Below are 17,994 nucleotides of genomic sequence, written 5' to 3' on the forward strand. Positions count from 1 at the left end.
CGCCGAGGCCGTGCGGCAGTACGAGGAGACGTTCACGACGCTGCTCATGCGCTCGGGCCTGCCCCGGATCGCCGCGGGAGTGCTGACCTGCCTGTACACCACGGACGCCGGCAGCCTGACGGCGTCCGAGCTGGTCGAGCGCCTCCAGGTCAGCCCGGCGTCCATCTCCAAGGCGATCGCGTTCCTCGAGAGCCAGGGCCTGGTCCTGCGGGAGCGCGACGAGCGCCGTCGCGAGCGCTACGTGGCCGACGCCGGGGTCTGGTACCAGTCGATGATCGCGAGCGCGCGCTCGAACGCCGAGCTGGCCGAGACCGCGCGGCAGGGCGTCAGCGTGCTCGGCCCGGACACCCCGGCCGCCGTCCGCCTCGAGAACGTCGCCCGCTTCATGGACTTCGTCGGCGAGAGCATCGCCCGCGCCGCGGAGCAGGCCCGCGAGATCCTCTACACGAAGCCCGAGCGCGGCTGAGACCGCTACGCCAGCTCGTCGCGACGGCGCGACAGGTACGCGGTCTCCGCGGTGTTGCCCGCGAGCGCGATGGCCCGGTCGTAGGCCGCGCGCGACTCCGCGTCGCGTCCCTGCCGGCGCAGCAGCTCGGCGCGGGTGGCGTGCAGGGCGTGATAGCGGTCCAGGGCGTCGCCGAGGCCGTCGACCAGCTCCAGCGCCACCTCGGGACCGTCGAGCTCGGCGACCGCGATGGCCCGGTTGAGGGCGACGATCGGCGAGGGGTCGAGCCGGACGAGCTGGTCGTAGAGGGCGACCACCTGCGACCAGTCGGTGTCGTCGGCGTCGCGCGCGTCGGTGTGCACGGCGTTGATCGCCGCCAGCAGCTGGTACCGGCCCGGGGCGGCCCCGCTGGCCAGGCGCTCGCGGACCAGGCGGTGGCCCTCGTCGATCAGCGCGTCGTCCCAGACCCCGCGGTCCTGGTCGCGCAGGGAGACGAGCTCGCCGTCCGCCGAGACGCGGGCGGGCCGACGCGCCTCGGTCAGGAGCATCAGCGCCAGGAGTCCGGCCGCCTCGCCGTCCTGCGGGAGCAGTGTGCGGATCAGGCGCGTCAGCCGGATCGCCTCCGCGGTCAGGTCGGGGCGGACCGGGTCGGTGTCGGGGCCGGTGGCCAGGTAGCCCTCGTTGAAGACGAGGAACAGGACCGCGAGCACGCCGGTGATGCGCGCCGGCAGGTCCGGCGTGGACGGCACGCGGTAGGGGATGCGGGCCGCGGCGATCTTGGCCTTGGCCCGGGTGATCCGCTGACCCATCGTGGTCTCCTGCACCAGGAAGCCGCGGGCGATCTCCGGCACGGTCAGGCCGCCGACCATCCGCAGGGTCAGCGCCACCCGTGCATCGATCGCGAGGGCCGGGTGGCAGCACGTGAAGATCAGCCGGAGCCGGTCGTCGTCGATGGCGCCGAGCGGCTCGGGCGGGACGTCGTCGGCCAGCAACAGCGCCTCCCGATGCTTGTCGTCGCGCCTGTTCTCGCGGCGGATCCGGTCGATCGCCTTGCGCGTCGCGGTCAGGGTCAGCCACCCACCGGGGTTGGGCGGGACGCCGTCGACCGGCCAGCGCTCGACCGCGGTCGCGAACGCCTCGGCCGCGGCCTCCTCGGCGACGTCGAGTCCGAAGCGCCGGGCCAGCGCGGCCACCACCCGGGCCCACTGCTCGTGGTGGGCCCGGACGATCGCCGCGTGCGCGTCGGTCGGGGTCACACGACCAGGAACGGTCGCACCTCGAGGCGCCGGTTGCAGGCCCTCGACCCGTCGGCCATGAGCGCGAGCGCGGCGTCGAGGTCGGGGGCGTCGATGATCCAGAAGCCGGCGATGTGCTCCTTCGACTCGAGGAAGGGACCGTCGGTGAACACCGGCTCGTCCCCTCGGCCGTCGACGACCGTCGACGTCTCGGGCGCGGCCAACCCGCCGGCGAACACCCAGTGGCCACCGGCCCGCAGGCGGTCGTTGAAGTCGTCGATCGCCACCGCCTCCTCCGGCGTGCCTGAGTTGGTCCGGTGGTCGATCACGGACACCAGGTACTGCATCTCATACCTCCAGGGACATCGTGATTACGCGTACTGCGGGCGCCCGACGGGTCGGTAGGACTGCACGGTGATGCCTGTCGGGAAACGGCGCGACTCCACCAGCTCGAGGGCGAAGTCCGTGCCCGTCTCGGGGAACAGCCTCGTGCCTGCGCCGACGATCACGGGGCAGACCACCAGCGTCATCTCGTCGACCAGCTCGTGCTCGAGCAGCCAGCGGATCAGCCGGCCGCTGCCGTGCACCTGCAGCTCGCCGCCGGGAGTGGCCTTCAACGACCGGACGGCCGCCTCGAGATCGCCGGACAGCACCGTGGTGCCCGCCCACTGCGGGTCGGTGAGCGTGTGCGAGGCGACGAACTTCGGACGGGAGCTCAGGGCGCCGACGAACGGGTTGTCGAGATCGTCCCGCACCCCCCAGTAGCCGGCGAACAGCTCGTAGGTGCGCCGGCCGAACAGGAACGCGTCGGCCCGCTGGTAGAAGTCGCCGATGTAGGCGGTCGACTCCTCGTCTCCGAGCGGCAGCGCCCAGCCGGCCCGGTCGAACCCGGGGTCGAGCACGGGGTTGCGTCCGCCGTTCCCCTGCATCACGCCGTCGACGGTGATCTGGGTGTTCGTGACCAGCCTCATGATCGTCGTCCCCTCCCGGGCACCCTCGGCGGGCGGCCCCTCACCCTTGCTACGCACGAGGATGCCGCGATCCGACAGGTCAGGTGCACCTGAGCGGCCGGTTCTCGCGTGGACAGCCCCCGATGCCGCCACAACACTGGACTCGCGAAGACCGGAGCCTCGGCGAGGAGCACTCATGGCAGCAACCTTCACGCGGTCCGACCAGCTGCAGGGGGCGGAGTTCGTCGGCACGAACCTGCGCGGCGCCCGGTTCGTCGAGTCCGACCTGTCCGGCATCGTGATGCGCGGGGTGGACGTGGCGGGCGCGGACATCGACGCGCCATGGATCACCGAGGAGGACAGCTCCTTCGTGATCAACGGGGTGGACGTGGCGCCGTTCGTCGAGGCCGAGCTCAACCGCCGCTTCCCCGGGCGGGCCGAGCGCCGCGCCCCGGATCCGGACAGCCTCCTCGAGGCGTGGGACGTGCTGCAGCGCACGTGGGACGCGACGCTCGAGCGTGCCGCCGCGATGCCGCAGGGTTCGGTCGACGTGTCCGTGGCCGGCGAGTGGTCGTTCGCGCAGACCCTCCGCCACCTGGTCATGGCCACGGACATCTGGTTCCGCAAGGCGATCCTGCAGCTCGAGCAGCCGTTCGACCCCATCGGCCTGCCGGACGTCACCTTCGACGCCGACGCGTCGGCGTTCTCGGCCGGCACGCCGACGTACGCCGAGGTCCTCGAGGTGCGGGCCGGACGCGTCGCGATGGTGCGGGACTTCATCGCCACCGTCACGCCGGACGAGCTGGCGGCCGAGCGCCGGAACCCGCACAACCCCGAGTACCCCGAGAGTGTGCTCAAGTGCCTGCACGTGATCCTCGAGGAGGAGTGGGAGCACCACCGCTTCGCCGTGCGGGACCTGGGCCTGATCGAGGCGACTCCCGAGGCGTGAGCGGCTCGGCCTGACGGGGTTCACCCGCGCCTCACCGGGCGTTCGCCCTGGTCGGCGAGTGTCGATCAGGCGGCCGCAGTCTTTCGCCCCCTGCGCCGGTCGACGAACGCCGGGGGCGGTGAGATGGTCGACTGACGAAGCACCGCGGAGGGTTCATCAGTGCTCGCACTTCGACGCAGGAGCAAGGGTCGTCATCGCGCGCGCCCGCTCGCCCGGAGTCGCGTCCCCGAGCCCGTCGCGGTCCTCTCCACGGTCGCCCTGCTGACCGCCGCGCTCGCTGCGGCCCCCTTCCTGCCGTCCCACTCGGCCGACGTCGTGCAGCCGGTGGTGGTCGCCGTGCCGGCCACCGAGAAGCAGGTCCCGCCGGAGCCGACGAGCCGGGCGGTCCGGTCGGCGATCGACCGGCTGCACGAGCGCGTGACGGCGGTGGAGACGGCGACCGTGACGCTCACCGGCGAGCCCGTCGCCGCGGCGGAGCCGGCGCCGACACAGGTGCCTCGCCTGCGACCCGACTTCGTGGAGAACGTGGTCGCCGTGGCGGCGCCCGCCCCCGAGCTGAGCGTCGAGCAGCTGCCGGTCCGCGTGCAGGACGCCCGCCAGGAGGTGGCCGGCGGGGACGTCGCCGCCGCCGCACGGGCGGTCACCGGCGTGGAGACGGACGTGCTGCTGGTCTCGCTCGACCTGGCCGACCAGTCGGCCCAGAACTCCGCCCTGGCGCGACTGCTGGTCGCCGCGGACCCGAACGTCGCGGCCCTCGACGCCGCGGTCGGGGCGACCCACGCCGCCGCGAGCGCCCGGGACGTGGTCGCCGCCGCCTCGGCGGCCGTCCAGGCCCGGGATGCCGCGACCGGCATCACGGCGGCCGCCCAGCAGGCCGCGCTGACCGCCGACGAGGCCACGAAGGCCGCCATCGCCAAGGCCGACCAGCAGGCGCGGTCCACCGACGGCTACACCAACGGGAACATCCCGCTCGAGGTGCTCTGCGCGGTCGCGTTCGCGCCCCAGCACCACCTGCGGTGCGACGCCGCCGACGCGCTGGTGCGGATGAACGAGGCGTACAAGGCCGCGTTCGGGCACGACATCGTCATCTCGGACTCGTACCGCAGCCTGGCCGCGCAGATCACGACGAAGGCGGCCAAGGGGGGCCTCGCCGCCGTGCCGGGCACCTCGAACCACGGGTGGGGCCTGGCCATCGACCTGGGCGACGGCGCCGACAGCTACCGCTCCGCGCAGTATGCCTGGCTCTCGGCCAACGCCGTCCTCTACGGCTGGCACCACCCGACCTACATGGACGAGGGCGGTCGCGGGCCGCACGAGCCGTGGCACTGGGAGTTCGGCACCACCGACGACCGCGGGACCGGCACGTCGGTGCCGATCCTCGTGAACGGGGAGCCGAACGCCGCGACGCCGGTCGTCCCGGTCGCGCCCGTCGCTGAGCAGCCGACGCCGACGCCGACGGACATGCCGACGCCTTCGGACACGCCGACGCCCACGCCCTCGGAGACGCCCACGCCGACCCCCTCGGACACGCCGGCGCCGTCGGACACGCCGACGGAGACCCCGACCCCCACGCCGTCGGACGCGCCCACCGAGACTCCGGCGCCGGCGCCCTCGGACCCGCCCGCAGAGACCCCGGCCCCGGCGCCGCCCGCAGAGACCCCGGCCCCGGCGCCCTCGGACACCCCGGCTCCGACGCCCACGGAGACCCCGGCTCCGACGCCCTCGGACGCTCCTGCGGAGACCCTGGTCGCGACCCCGGAGCCCACCCCGACCGAGCTCGCGGAGCCGACGGCGGCGCCGACCCCGTAGCAGCGCGTTGGGCCGTTCGTGGAGGCGGCCCGGATTTCTCACGATCGGCCGTTATCCTTCGCGATCACCATGGCCGATCAGACAACGAAGTCTTCCCGATGGCGGTCCTCGCTCGCCCGTCCTGAGCTCCGCGCGTCCGTCGCTGCGGCGGCTGTCGCCCTCGTGCTCGTCGCGGCGCTGGCCGTCCTCGACCCGTCGGGCCTGCTCGCGCCCGTCGGCGGTCACGGGGTGCCGCTGATCGGGTCCGGCGGGGCGTTCCGCTGGGCACCCCTGGTCCTCGGGCTGCCCGTCCTCCTCGCCGCCACCGCCGTCCCCGTGTACCTGGCGGCCCGGTCGGCGGTGTCGGCCGGCTGGGTGTTCGTCGTCGCCTGGGTGGCGTCCGTCGGAGCCGCGGCGACCGCGGCTGCCGTCACCGGCCTGGTCGTGGCGCTGCCGCTGGTCGGTGCGCACCTCTCGTTCTGGTCCGCGCTGCAGTTCGCGTTCGCGACCAGCGGGTTCGCGGGTCTGAAGCTCGTCGTGGCGGGGCCGCTGGTCGCGGCCGGAGCTGCCCTCGCGTTCCGGCTCGGCCCGCGGAGCGTGACGGCCCAGCAGCGCTCGACCTCGGCATTCCCGATCGCGGTGATGGCCGTCGTCGTGGCGGTCGCCGCCGTCGGCTTCGCGGCGACGTCGTGGCGTGGCGGTCCCGTCGGCTACGCCTTCGCCGGGCCGCTCGTGGCGCCGACGTCCGCCGCCGGGCTGCTCGGCACCCTCGCGGGCCTGGTCGTCTTCCTCGGCAGCTTCACGCTCGCGGTCCGGACGGCTCAGCGCCGGCTGGGCGAGCAGCCGCTCGCGGTCTGGCTCGCGGCGGTCGTCGCCGGGCTGGTCCTCGGGGTGGTCACCGCGATCGTCGGCGCCCTCACCGGCGCGGGCTCGGACAGCTGGTGGATCGCCACGTCGTTCGTCGGCGTCGCCACCGGGATCGGCTACGGCGTCGCGGTCGGCCTGCTCGGCGCAGCCGCCACGGCCGCGACGTGGCGGTGGCGGGCCCGGCTGACGCGCCCGCGGCGGCTCGTCGCCGTCGCCGTGGCGCTCCTGCTCGTGCTGCCGTTCGTCGTGAGCGCCCCGGCCTCGGCCGGTCCGCAGGAGGTGCAGCCCGTGGCGGCCACCGACGGACTCCAGCGGCTCCAGGTGCTGCCCGCGACGGAGGCTGGCGGGCTGCCCGTGATCGGGGACGTGACCGGTCGGCAGGTGATCCTGCGGGGCRTCAACGTGAACCAGCTCATCGACTACTACCTGCGCGACCCCGAGAACTCGGCCACCGGAGAGCTGACCGACGACGACTTCGCGCAGATCGCCGCGATGGGCTTCGACGTCGTCCGGCTCGGCATGTCGTGGTCGCGGCTCGAGCCCACCCGCGGCGAGCTCGACCAGGACTACCTCCAGCAGGTGCAGGACGCGGTGGCGTCGGCGAAGGCGCACGGCGTCTACGTCGTGCTCGACATGCACGAGGACGCCTGGGGCAACGCGCTGGCCGCTCCCGACCAGGAGTGCACCGGCGGCACGTCGCCGACGACCGGGTGGGACGGGGCGCCCGCGTGGGCCACGATCACCGACGGTGCGCTGCACTGCCAGTTCATGGCCCGCGACCTCGCGCCCGCGGTCGCCGCGGCCTTCGGCAACTTCTACACCGACCGGGACGGGATCCAGACCGAGCTCGTCACGACGTGGGCGGAGGTCGCGCGGACGTTCGCCGACGAGCCCGCGGTGGCCGGGTACGACCTCCTGAACGAGCCCGGCATCGGCGCGAACCCGCCGATCAGCTCCGGCCTGCTGCTCGGCCGCTACTACGACGCGGCGATCGACGCGATCCGCGCCGCCGAGACGGACGCCGGGGGGTTCCCGCACCTGGTGTTCTTCGAGCCGAGCGTGCTCTGGTCGGGCCTGGCGTTCGACGTGACCCCGCCGCCGGGCTTCACCGACGACCGGCAGCTGGTGTTCGCGCCGCACCCGTACAGCGAGTCGATCTCGATGGACCAGAGCCTCGGGCTGACGATCGCGACGCTCGAGCGCAACCTCTCGGTCTCCTCCCGCGCCGCCGCGTCCTACGGGGCCGCGTTGTGGGCGGGGGAGTGGGGCTGGTTCGGCGACCCGGCCGTGGACGGCGCGAAGGTCGACCGGTTCGTGACCGCGCAGAACGAGCTCGGCATCGGCGGCGCCTTCTGGGTGTGGCGGCAGGGCTGCGGCTCGCCCGAGACGGGGGACGACGCGACGTCGTCGGGAAACCTGGTCTCCGTCGACTGCGCCACGGGGAAGCTGAGCCCGCCGCCCGCGGGCTTCGCGACGCCGCTGAGCCGGGCCTACCCGCGGGCGGTCCCCGGTCGGCTCGACTCTCTGACGTCCGGCCCGGGCGGGCGCGACCTCAAGATTGCGGGGACCGCCGACGACGAGGACGCCAGCTGCGTGCTCGACGTCTGGGTGCCGGGCGAGGCGCAGCCGCAGCTCTCGACCACGGGCGTGACCGACGCGCAGGTGGACGAGGTGCCGGGCGGCTGGCGGATCAGCGGGTGCGCGTCCGGCCGGTACACGGTCGAGGTCGGCGCCTAGACCAGGAGCGTCACGCCCACGCCTGCGAGCCACAGCGACCACGCCACGTAGACCACCGGCACCAGGGTCCCGGCCAGCCTCCAGCCGGAGGGCTCGAACCTGCCGACGAACTCCAGCGAGCACATCATGAGCAGGGCGCCGACGGCCACGCCGACGACCCCGAGCCACGCCGGCGCGACCGAGTCCTGCGCCAGCGCCACGCCCACCAGCACGCTCCAGGCGCCGGTCAGCAGGTACCCCAGGTGCTCGCCGACGGCCACGCCGAGGTACCGGTGGAACGCCTGGAACACGACGTCGACGGCCTCGGCCCGCGCGGGGGAGGCGTCGACGCTCGTGCGCGCCAGGTACGGCACCAGGAACGGCCAGCGAAGCAGGCCGAGCAGCTGCACGAGCCCGGCGAGCACCCCGACGACGACGGCGAGCCGCAGGACGGTCGGGTTGCCGTCGAGGACGTCGGAGACCAGCACGGCGACCGGCGCGAAGGCCAGCGCGGTCATGGCGAACGCCCACCACAGGGTCACCAGCGTCGAGCCGCCGGCGCGGAACCGCTCGAGGATCTCGGCGGTCGGACGGCGCAGGATGTCGGGGTAGTCGAACGCCTTGGCCAGCGCGGCGAACGCCACGTTGAACGCGACCGGCAGGGCGATCAGCAGGATGCCGACGAGCGTGGCCATCACCGGGCCGCCGCGTCGACGGGTGCGGGGACCGAGGCGGCGCGGCCGGGCAGCAGCCGGTGCGCGACCACGCCCGTGATCAGCGTCGCCAGGACGGCGCCRCTCGAGCCGAAGACGACGTACCCGCTCTCGGCGTCGACGATCACCTGCGCCGTGACGACCCAGGCGACGGCCCACGACCCGGCGACGGCGAGCGTCCAGGGGAGGATCGCACCGACGACGAACCCTTGCGCGACGCCCACCAGCGCGCCCGTGATCAGCCCGGTGAGCGCGAGGGCGCCGACGCTCGTCACGGACCCGGTCAGCGCCGCCGACACGGCCGTGCCGAGCGCCATCGCGACCGCGCTCGCGGCGATCCATCGGGCCGAGACGCCGCGGGTCCGCAGCGCCAGCCACTGCCCGGTGCCGATCACGGCGCCGGCCACCAGCCCCGCGAGCGCGCCGCGGACGGGGGAGTCGACCGGGCCGAGCCCGACGGACACGAGCAGCCCCGCCAGCGGGAACGCGAGGAACGTGGGGAGCCACCGGAGCAGCCAGCGGGTCGTGGTCATCGGGGTCAGCTCTCGTGTCGTCGGTGAACGCGTACTTAGTACGCTTGGCGATAACGTACGCTGTACGCCATGACGTCGTCAACACCCCGCACCCGTCGCGCCCGAGGCTCGCTGACGCCCGACGCGATCCTCGAGGCCGCCGAGCGTGCCGCGGCCGGCGGGATCGACGCGATGACCGTGCGGACCATCGCGGCGGAGCTCGATGCGGCCCCGATGTCGCTGTACCGCTACTTCGCGACGATGGACGAGCTGGTCGACGCCCTGCTCGACCGGGTCCTCGGCCGGTTCGTCCCGCCCGCCCGGACCGACGACTGGGTGGCCGACCTCGGGGCGTTCGCGCAGGCGCACCGGGCCGTGCTCGACGCGCACCCGTGGGCGGTGCCGGCGCTGTTCACGCACCCGAACCCCGGCATCAACGCCACCCGGATCGGCGAGGTCGCGCTGGGGATCGTCCGCCGCGGCGGCGTGACGGGGAGCTCGGCGGTGGTGCTCTTCAGCGCCGTGCTCGCGCTCAACTACGGGTGGTGCGCGTTCTCGACGGCCCGGTCGCGCGTCCCGCAGGAGGCGCTCGCCGCCGGCCTGGCCGCGATCCCCGCCGCCGTGTACCCGCACACCGCGGCGGTCGCCGCCGACCTGGCCGCGTACGGCARCGACGAGCACTACGACGAGGCGCTCGCGACGCTGCTGCGGGGGGTCGCCGCCGCTCGGTGACGGCCGTCGCGCACCCGCGGCGCCCGACTCCTCCGATTCCTGCCGGTACGTGCAGGCGCACCCGTGTGACCTGCATCAAATCGTTTCATCCGGACAGGATCGTATCGATACGATCGACGCACGGCGCGACCCTGCACGACGGACCACCGCGACGTTCTCCCGCCCCACCAAGTCCCAAGGTCTCGCTGTGCCCAAGGTCCTCACCGCCGGACGCCCCTGGCGCGTCATCCTCCTGTTCGCCGTCCCGCTGCTCGTCGGCAACGTCGTCCAGCAGCTCTACCAAGCGGCCGACGCCGTCGTCGTCGGCCGGGTGCTCGGCGTCGACTCGCTCGCCGCCGTCGGCGCCACCGGCGCGCTGCTGTTCCTGCTGCTCGGGTTCGCGTGGGGGATGACCAACGGCTTCGCGATCCCGTTGGCGCAGGCGTTCGGTGCCGGGGACCACGCGGCGGTGCGGCGGTCGGTCGCGGCCGGCACGGTGCTGTCGGCGGCCACGAGCGCGGTGATCACCGTGGCGGCCCCGCTGCTCGCGGGTCCGGCGCTGCGGCTGCTGAAGACGCCCGAGGAGCTGCTCCCGGAGGCGACGACGTTCGCCGTCATCAGCTTCCTGGGCGCCGGCACGATGATGTTCTTCAACTTCCTGTCGGCGATCATCCGGGCCATCGGCGACTCGCGGACGCCCCTCGTCTTCCTCACCATCAGCTGCGTCCTGAACGTCGTGCTGGTGGTCGTCGCCGTCGCCGGGCTCGGMATGGGCGTCGCCGGTGCGGCAGTGTCGACCGTCCTGTCGCAGGGGGTGTCCGTCGCCCTCTGCCTCGCGTTCGTGCGGCGGCGGGTCCCGGTCCTGCACGTGCACCGCGAGGACTGGCGCGTCAGCCGCGTCGACCTGCGCCGGCACCTGCGGCTCGGCCTGCCCATGGGGTTCCAGGCGTCGATCATCGCGATCGGCACGCTCGCCGTGCAGGTGCGCCTCAACGAGCTCGGGCCCGACGCCGTCGCCGCCTACACGACGGCCGTCCGCGTCGACGGGCTCGCGGTCGCGCTGCTGGCGTCGCTGGGCCTCGCGGTGTCGATGTTCGTCGCGCAGAACCTGGGCGGCGGCCGTCCGGACCGCATCCGCCGCGGCGTCGTGCAGGGCATGGGGATGTCGGTGGTCGGCTCGTTGGTGCTAGGCGTCGTGCTGGTCGCCGGCGGGTCCACGATCGTCGGGCTCTTCGTCGGCGACGGCGAGGACCGCGTGGTCGAGATGGCCGCGCACTACCTGCTGGTCAACGGCGTGCTGTACGTGGTGCTGGGCGTGCTGTTCGTGCTGCGCGGCGCGCTGCAGGGCCTCGGGCAGACCATGATCCCCACGCTGACCGGCGTGGTCGAGCTGGTCTGCCGGGTCGGCGCGGCCGCGGTGCTCGGCGCGGCCTACGGCTACGGGGGCGTCGTGTGGGGCAACCCGCTCGCGTGGATCGGGGCGGTCGTCCTGCTCGTGCCCGCGTACGCGATGGCGCAGCGGGGTCTCGCGGCGCAGCCGGTGACGGGCGGCGCCGCGACGCCGGCGACGCCCAGGCGGATCACCCGGGTGCGGCGTCGCGGGCCGTCGGCGCGGGGCGCGCGGCGACGGATGCGGGTCCCGTCGGCCTGACCCCACCCTTCTGGCGGGTCGACGGGCGCGGGGTCGCGATGGGATCGTCGGACGACGCATCGCGGAGGACACCAGTGCTCGGACCACGACGGACGACCCAGGGTCGTCATTCGTCGCGCCCGCGTGAGGGCCGGCGGGCGTACGAGTCGGCCGCGGTCCTCGTGTCGATGGCGTTCCTCACCGTCGTCCTCGCCGTGCAGCCCGCCGATCCGTCGCACTCCGCCGACGACGCCCAGGCCGCGTCCGTCGCCGAGGCACTGGTCCCGCAGCAGGCGCTCGGCCGCACCTCCCCGCAGGCGCTGGCGCAGCTGGGCGACCGCGTGGCGGCGGTGGAGACGGCGACGGTCGCCCTCGTCGGCCACCCGCTCGAGGAGACCGCGAAGCCGGCCTCGCGGACCCTGTTCCGCACCGACCCGGACGACCCCGTCGTCGTCCCGGTCACGTCGGGGCTGACCGTCGAGCAGCTCCCCGCCCGGGTCCAGGACGCGCGCGACGAGGTGGCCGCCGGCGACGTCGCCACCGCCGCGCAGGCGGTCACGGACGTCGAGACCGACGTCCTGCTGGTCGCCCTCGACCTCGGGGACCAGTCGGCCCAGAACGCCGCCCTGTCCCGCCTGCTGGTCGCCGCCGACCCGCAGGTCGCCGCCCTCGACGCCGCCGTCGGGGCCACCCACGCCGCCGCCGAGGTCCGGGACGTCGTCGCTGCGGCCGTGTCGGCCGTCCAGGCCCGGGACGCGGCCGTCGGCGTCACGCTCGCGGCGCAGCAGTTCGCCGTGGCCGGTGCGGCCGGCGACGAGGCCGCCCAGGCGGCGGTCGCCAAGGTCGAGCAGCAGGCCCGGTCCACCGACGGCTACACCAACGGGAACATCCCGCTCAAGGTGCTCTGCCCGGTCGCGTTCGCCCCCAGCCAGCACCTGCGGTGCGACGCCGCCGAGGCGCTGGGGCGGATGGACGCGGCCTACCGGGCGGCCTTCGGCCACGACCTGAAGATCACGGGCTCGTACCGCACGCTCGAGGAGCAGGTGAGCACCCGGGCGGCCAAGGGGACGCTCGCCGCCGTGCCTGGCACGTCCAACCACGGCTGGGGCCTGGCGATCGACCTCGACCAGGCGAACGGGTACGGCTCGGAGCTGTACGCCTGGCTCAAGGCCAACGCGATGCAGTTCGGCTGGCACCACCCGACCTACATGGACGAGGGCGGTCGCGGCCCCCACGAGCCCTGGCACTGGGAGTTCGGCACCACGGACGACGCCGGCACGGGCACGTCGATGCCGATCACCGTCGGCGTCGCGCCGACCACGCCGGCGCCGACCGTCCCCGTCCAGCCCGCCGTCGAGCAGCCCAGCGCACCTCCGGCGGCGCCGCCGGCACCGGTCGTGACGCCGGCCCCGACGCCGACACCGACGCCGACCAGCAGCCCGACCGCGTCCCCCGCGCCGACGGCCGCTCCCTAGCCCGAGAGCCCGGCCGGGAGCGTCTTGGCGTCGCCCTCGAACGGGCGCAGCGCGTCCGGCGCCGGGAACGGCAGGACGTACGACCGGGTCACGACGTCGACCGCGCCGAAGTCGTCGACCTTGACGACGACGCGCTCGGGCGTGACCTCGACGATGCGCACACGCTCGCGGCCGCCGTCCGGCAGGTCGAGCTGCCACAGGTCGGCCAGCCAGTGCAGGCCGCGCTCGTCGAGGGCCTCCTCGGCCTCGAGCCAGTCGACCGCGCCGGTGACCTCGCGCCCGAGCGCGTCGAGGGCGACGAAGCCCTCGCCCTCCGGGCGGATCCACCCGAGCAGCTCGCGGTCACCCGGGCGGCGGTGCTCGATCCAGTCCTCGTGCGGCACCGACCGAGCGTAGCGACCGGCGAACGGCGGGCGGCGCCATACGATCCGGGGAGGAGAGGGGTGGTGTCGTTGACGGCCGAACCGGCGCGGGCGCCTGAGCAGAGGCTGCCGCTGAGTCGGGAGCGCGTGCTCCTCACGGCGGTCGCCATCGCCGACGCCCACGGCATCGAGGCGGTGACCATGCGGCGCGTCGGCGACGAGCTCGGCGCCGAGGCGATGTCGTTGTACCACCACGTCGCCAGCAAGGACGCCCTGCTCGACGGCGCGGTCGACCTGGTGGCCCGGGAGATCAACGACGCCGTCGACCGGCTGGACGCGCGGGACGACTGGAAGTGCGCCGTCCGCGAGCGGATCCTCACCGCCCGCGAGGTGCTGCTCCGGCACCGCTGGGCGCCGCGCCTGCTGGCGACCCGGACCGCGATGAGCCTCGAGGTGGTGCGCTACCACGACCGCCTGGTCGGGCTGCTGCACGACGGCGGGTTCTCCTACGACCTCATCCACCACGCGCTGCACGCCCTGGGCAGCCGGGCACTCGGGTTCTCCCAGGAGCTGTTCGACCCGGGCGACGGGGACGCCGCTGCCCTGCCGCCCGAGCTCGCTGCCGACCTGCCGTCCCTCGTGGCGATGCTGGGCGAGGTCGCGCACGACGACCCGGACTCGACGCTGGGTTGGTGCGACGACCGGACCGAGTTCGAGTTCGGGCTGGACCTGCTCCTCGACGGCCTGGATCGCCGGCTCGGGTCTTGACCAACCTTACGACGTAAGCCACGCTGGTCGGACAGCCTTACGACGTAAGGGAGAGGTCCGATGAAGGCGATCGTCCAGACCCGGTACGGCTCGGCCGACACGCTCACGCTCCAGGACGTCGACGACCCGGTGCCCCGCGATCACGAGGTCCGCGTGCGGGTGCGCGCGGCATCGCTGAACGCGCGCGACTGGCACCTCATGCGCGGCGACCCGTACATCGCCCGCCTCTCGGCCGAGTTCGGCCGGCACGCCCCGAAGGAGCCGATCCGCGGGTCCGACTTCGCCGGCACCGTCGACGCCGTCGGGTCCGCGGTGACGGACCTGCGGACCGGCGACGAGGTGTACGGGGAGTGCGACGGCGCGCTCGCCGAGTACGTGTGCGCTCCCGAGCGGCTGGTGGCCCGCAAGCCGGCGAACCTGACGTTCGAGCAGGCGGCGGCCATGCCGCTGGCGGCGACGACCGCCCTGCAGGGCCTCTCGGGCCGGGTCCGGCCCGGGCAGACCGTGCTGATCAACGGGGCGTCCGGCGGCGTCGGCACGTTCGCCGTGCAGATCGCGAAGGCGCTCGGCGCCGAGGTCACCGCCGTCTGCAGCACCCGCAACGTCGAGCTGGCGCGGTCCCTGGGTGCGGACCACGTGGTCGACTACACGCGCGAGGACCCGATGCGGTCCGGGCGCCGCTACGACGTCCTGTTCGACCTCGTCGCCAACCGGTCCCTGCGCGACCTGCGCCGCGCCCTGACGCCGGCCGGGACGCTGATCCTGTCCGGCGGCGGCGTCTTCGAGGGTGGCACGCTCCTGGGACCCATCGGCCTGCTGGTGCGGAGCACGGTGCTGGCGCCCTTCCTMCGGCAGACGGTCGTCGTGCTCCGGACGGAGCCGGGCGCCGTGCACCTCGACGCGCTGCGGGAGCTCGCGGAGGCGGGCACCGTCGTCCCGGCCATCGACCGGACGTTCGACCTGTCGTCGGCCGCCGACGGCCTGCGCTACCTCGAGGTGGAGCACGCCCGCGCGAAGGTGGTCGTGACCGTCTAGGGCGCGCCCTCGGCCAGGTGCTCGCTGAGGGTGTCCGTCCGCAGCGCGTCCATCAGGCTGCCGAAGGGCGTGGCGTCGGGCACGAGGGCGGACGGTGCGCCGGCGGCGGCCGTGGTCGTCGGCACCCCCACCACCTCGACCTCGCCCGGGCCCAGGGTGCGGACGCTGGTGAGCAGGCCCACCATCTCGGCCCGGTCGAAGCCCTCGTCCACCGCGACCGACCCGGACACGACGCTGAGCAGGCGCACCCACGTGATCGGGTTGTGCCGCACGTCGCTGTCGCCCGACCGGTCGAGGATCGCGCGGAGCCAGGCCGCGGAGCGCTGCGAGCGCGCGAGGTCGTCGCCGCCCGTGCCGCGGACCCAGGCCAGGGCCTCCTCGCCGGTGAGGTGCCGCTCGCCCGCCTGGGCCGCCACGTGGCCGTTGATGACGAGGTTCGTCGGCAGGTCGAGGTCCACCCCGCCGAGCGCCTCGGTCACGCGGGAGAACGTCTCGGAGTCGGTGAGCGCGACGTGGTCCAGCCGCACGTTGGTGAGCTGCTCGATCGTCTGCACCGCGAGGGGTGGACCGCCTGCGGCGAACGCGCTGCGCAGCGTGCCGGGGCCCTTGCCGGGCACCTCGACCCCGAGGTCCGGCGGCATGGCGACCACCTGGGCGGAGTCGCGGTCGGCCGAGATGTGCACGAGCATCACGACGTCGGTCTGCTCGGCGGCGGCTGCCCAGCTCCCGGTCTTCTCGGTCTGCAGGTCATCGGTGGACCCGAGCACGAGGATGGTGACCGGGATCCCGTACGTCGGGGGCTTCGGCACGAACGACGGCGGACGCGTGGGCAGGTCCTGGAACGGGTCGGCGAAGCGCTGGACGCGGCTGTCGAGCAGGCCGGCGATCAGCAGCGCGCCGGCGGACGCGGCGAGCAGGACGACCAGGAACGACGCCAGCGTGACCAGCGCGACCTTGCGGGCGCGGTGACGGGGCTCCGGCGGCGGCTCGTACCGCACGGGCGGCGGCGGGTCGTCCTCGCCGGGGACCGGCCGGACGGTCCGCACGATGCTGTCCACGGCGGCCTGCACCTGGTCGAACGACCGCAGGTACGCGCCCCTGCCCTGCCCGGCGGGGTCCAGGATGTCGTCGTCCGTGGCCACCGCCGGGGCCGTCGGGCCGCGGTGCCGCGGCGCGAGCCGGACCAGCTCCGACAGCCGGGTCGCCATGTCGCCGCCCTCGGGCAGCGCCGCGGGACCGATCGACTCCGCCACCCGCGCCAGCTCGCGCAGCGTGAACGTCCGGCCCATCGCCGAGGGGACCTGGCGGAGCACCGCCGCGCGCTCGGACCGCGTCGCCGTGAGGACCAGGTCGGCGGCCTCGACCGCGTCGGTGCTGAGCAGCCGGGCCTCGTGACCGCCGTCGCCCGCACCGGCGGCGGCGAGCAGCTCGTCCAGGGGCTCGGGGACGGGCTCGCCGAGCGCGGCGTGCGTCCCGGCGCTCGTCACGGACAGGTCGCCGTCCTGCCCCAGGCGCGCGCGGATCAGCCGTTCGGCCGCGGGCGAGCGGCAGACGTTGGTGGTGCCGACGACCAGCACGTCGAACAGGCGCGCGGGTGCCGTCGACGGTGCTGCCGCAGACGGGCTCATCGGGCCAGTGTGGGGGCAGTCGGCCCCGCGCGCTATGCCCGCGTTAGGGGGAAATGTCCGGATCGGCAGTTCTGAGCCTGACCGGGACGCTCGCGACGCCGAACACGAGGGAGAGCGGGCGGTACTCCAGGGCCGACTCGGGGACGGCGAGGACCAGGTCCGGGAACCGTCGCGCGAGCCGGCTGTAGGCCGACCGCAGCTCCAGCYGGGCCAGCTCCGCGCCGACGCACCGGTGCACGCCGTACCCGAACGCCAGGTGCGCGGGCATCGCGCGGCGCGGGTCGAAGTCGTCCAGGTCGGCCTGCCCCGGCACTCGGGGGTCGCGGTCGGCCAGGGAGAGGGACACCAGCACGACGTCGCCGGCCCGGATCCGGCGCCCGCCGACCGTCACGTCGGCCCGGGCGAACCGGGGGAATGCGACCTGGACCACGGTGAGGTAGCGCAGCAGCTCGTCGACGGTGCGGACCGCCTGCTCGTCCGACGCCCCGACCGCGTGCAGGGCTCCGGGCGTGCGCAGGAGGACCACCGTGCCGAGCGCCAGCATCGCCGCCGAGGTCTCGAGCCCGCCGGTGAGCAGCCCGTCCGTGATGCCGGCGAGCTCGCGGTCCGTGAGCTCGTCCCCGTGCTCCGTCACCAGCCGGCCGAGCAGGCCGTCGCCCGGGTGCGCCCGCTGCCGCTGCACCACCGCGACCAGCGCGTCGACCGACGTCGAGACGGCGCCGAGGGCCCCGCCCGCCCCCGCCGTGGCGTCGAAGCGGGCCGCGCTCAGGGCGGCCAGCGCGGTGTGCTCGTCCGGGTCGACCCCCAGAAGCTCGGTGATCACCCGGGTCGGGACCGGCCACGCGAGGTGCTGGGCGAGGTCGACGACGCCGTCCCGGGAGGCCGCGGCGGCCATGGCGTCGAGCTGCTCGTCGACGATCGCGTCGATGCGGTCCGTGAGGCGGGCCAGACGGTGGGCCGTGAACTCGGGGGTGAGCAGGCGGCGCAGGCGCGTGTGGTCGGGGGCGTCGGCCATCCCGAGGCCGCCMGGGTCGCGMTCGGGCGAGGCGCCGACGGCTCCGACCACGTGGGCGTAGTCGTTGCTGAACGCGTCGGTGTCCGCCAGCACCGCGCGGGCCTCGTCGTACCCGGCGACGAGCCAGCCCCGCAGCCCGAGCGGCAGGCGCAGCGCGCTGACGGGCTCGCGGTCGCGCAGGGCGCCGAGGGCGGC

The 17,994-nt window shown here is 74.6% G+C and carries 17 protein-coding genes; 9 read left to right on the forward strand and 8 right to left on the reverse strand.

Going from position 1 to position 17,994, the window contains the following annotated elements:
- Positions 1-466, forward strand: a 466-nt coding sequence (locus ACXJKG_RS10590) for a MarR family transcriptional regulator (RefSeq protein WP_456845720.1), incomplete at its 5' end; no start/stop codon positions are given.
- 5 nt (positions 467-471) lie between these two features.
- On the opposite strand, the gene ACXJKG_RS10595 is transcribed toward ACXJKG_RS10590, so the two are convergent.
- From ACXJKG_RS10595 to ACXJKG_RS10605, 3 genes are read right to left on the reverse strand one after another with little or no spacing between them, the layout of a single operon-like run.
- A complete protein-coding gene (locus ACXJKG_RS10595; protein WP_456845721.1) occupies positions 472-1,701 on the reverse strand; it encodes an RNA polymerase sigma factor in 1,230 nt (409 codons plus the stop codon).
- A complete protein-coding gene (locus tag ACXJKG_RS10600; protein ID WP_456845722.1) occupies positions 1,698-2,027 on the reverse strand; it encodes a YciI family protein in 330 nt (109 codons plus the stop codon). Before ACXJKG_RS10600 ends, ACXJKG_RS10595 begins: the two co-directional genes overlap by 4 nt.
- A gap of 24 nt (positions 2,028-2,051) precedes the next feature.
- Positions 2,052-2,651, reverse strand: a complete 600-nt coding sequence (locus ACXJKG_RS10605; protein WP_456845723.1) for a dihydrofolate reductase family protein — start codon at positions 2,649-2,651, stop codon at positions 2,052-2,054.
- Positions 2,652-2,826: 175 nt separating this feature from the next.
- Here ACXJKG_RS10605 and ACXJKG_RS10610 point away from each other — a divergent pair, with 175 nt between their 5' ends.
- From ACXJKG_RS10610 to ACXJKG_RS10620, 3 genes are all read left to right on the forward strand, one after another.
- Positions 2,827-3,579 (forward strand): DinB family protein, encoded by a 753-nt coding sequence (locus tag ACXJKG_RS10610; protein ID WP_456845724.1) that lies wholly within the window; start codon positions 2,827-2,829, stop codon positions 3,577-3,579.
- Positions 3,580-3,738: 159 nt separating this feature from the next.
- Positions 3,739-5,388 (forward strand): M15 family metallopeptidase, encoded by a 1,650-nt coding sequence (locus ACXJKG_RS10615; RefSeq protein ID WP_456845725.1) that lies wholly within the window; start codon positions 3,739-3,741, stop codon positions 5,386-5,388.
- Positions 5,389-5,457: 69 nt separating this feature from the next.
- A complete protein-coding gene (locus tag ACXJKG_RS10620) occupies positions 5,458-7,971 on the forward strand; it encodes a glycoside hydrolase family 5 protein (protein ID WP_456845726.1) in 2,514 nt (837 codons plus the stop codon).
- Here the strand turns inward: ACXJKG_RS10620 and ACXJKG_RS10625 are convergent.
- Together ACXJKG_RS10625 and ACXJKG_RS10630 are read right to left on the reverse strand one after the other, a co-directional pair.
- Positions 7,968-8,645, reverse strand: coding sequence for a DUF4386 domain-containing protein (locus ACXJKG_RS10625; protein ID WP_456845727.1), 678 nt, complete (start codon positions 8,643-8,645; stop codon positions 7,968-7,970). The two genes, ACXJKG_RS10620 and ACXJKG_RS10625, sit on opposite strands and share 4 nt — an antisense overlap.
- A complete protein-coding gene (locus ACXJKG_RS10630) occupies positions 8,645-9,196 on the reverse strand; it encodes a hypothetical protein (protein ID WP_456845728.1) in 552 nt (183 codons plus the stop codon). The genes ACXJKG_RS10625 and ACXJKG_RS10630 overlap by 1 nt, the downstream gene beginning before the upstream one ends.
- A 69-nt stretch (positions 9,197-9,265) precedes the next feature.
- Here ACXJKG_RS10630 and ACXJKG_RS10635 point away from each other — a divergent pair, with 69 nt between their 5' ends.
- From ACXJKG_RS10635 to ACXJKG_RS10645, 3 genes are all read left to right on the forward strand, one after another.
- Positions 9,266-9,907, forward strand: coding sequence for a TetR/AcrR family transcriptional regulator (locus tag ACXJKG_RS10635; protein WP_456845729.1), 642 nt, complete (start codon positions 9,266-9,268; stop codon positions 9,905-9,907).
- Positions 9,908-10,094: 187 nt separating this feature from the next.
- A complete protein-coding gene (locus ACXJKG_RS10640) occupies positions 10,095-11,537 on the forward strand; it encodes an MATE family efflux transporter (protein WP_456845730.1) in 1,443 nt (480 codons plus the stop codon).
- Positions 11,538-11,704: 167 nt separating this feature from the next.
- A complete protein-coding gene (locus ACXJKG_RS10645; RefSeq protein ID WP_456845731.1) occupies positions 11,705-12,991 on the forward strand; it encodes a M15 family metallopeptidase in 1,287 nt (428 codons plus the stop codon).
- Here the strand turns inward: ACXJKG_RS10645 and ACXJKG_RS10650 are convergent.
- Positions 12,988-13,374 (reverse strand): hypothetical protein, encoded by a 387-nt coding sequence (locus tag ACXJKG_RS10650; protein WP_456845732.1) that lies wholly within the window; start codon positions 13,372-13,374, stop codon positions 12,988-12,990. The genes ACXJKG_RS10645 and ACXJKG_RS10650 overlap by 4 nt on opposite strands.
- 63 nt (positions 13,375-13,437) lie before the next feature.
- On the opposite strand from ACXJKG_RS10650, the gene ACXJKG_RS10655 reads away from it, so the two are divergent.
- Both ACXJKG_RS10655 and ACXJKG_RS10660 read left to right on the forward strand, forming a co-directional pair.
- Positions 13,438-14,121, forward strand: coding sequence for a TetR/AcrR family transcriptional regulator (locus ACXJKG_RS10655; protein ID WP_456845733.1), 684 nt, complete (start codon positions 13,438-13,440; stop codon positions 14,119-14,121).
- 60 nt (positions 14,122-14,181) lie between these two features.
- The gene (locus tag ACXJKG_RS10660) at positions 14,182-15,156 is read left to right on the forward strand and encodes an NAD(P)-dependent alcohol dehydrogenase (protein ID WP_456845734.1); all 975 of its coding nucleotides are present in this window, start codon (positions 14,182-14,184) and stop codon (positions 15,154-15,156) included.
- On the opposite strand, the gene ACXJKG_RS10665 is transcribed toward ACXJKG_RS10660, so the two are convergent.
- A complete protein-coding gene (locus tag ACXJKG_RS10665) occupies positions 15,153-16,784 on the reverse strand; it encodes an LCP family glycopolymer transferase (RefSeq protein ID WP_456845735.1) in 1,632 nt (543 codons plus the stop codon). The genes ACXJKG_RS10660 and ACXJKG_RS10665 overlap by 4 nt on opposite strands.
- A 43-nt stretch (positions 16,785-16,827) precedes the next feature.
- Positions 16,828-17,994 (reverse strand): cytochrome P450 (locus ACXJKG_RS10670; RefSeq protein ID WP_456845736.1); only part of this gene is annotated, 1,167 nt, incomplete at its 5' end.

This window comes from Cellulomonas sp. P5_C6, from assembly GCF_054049635.1.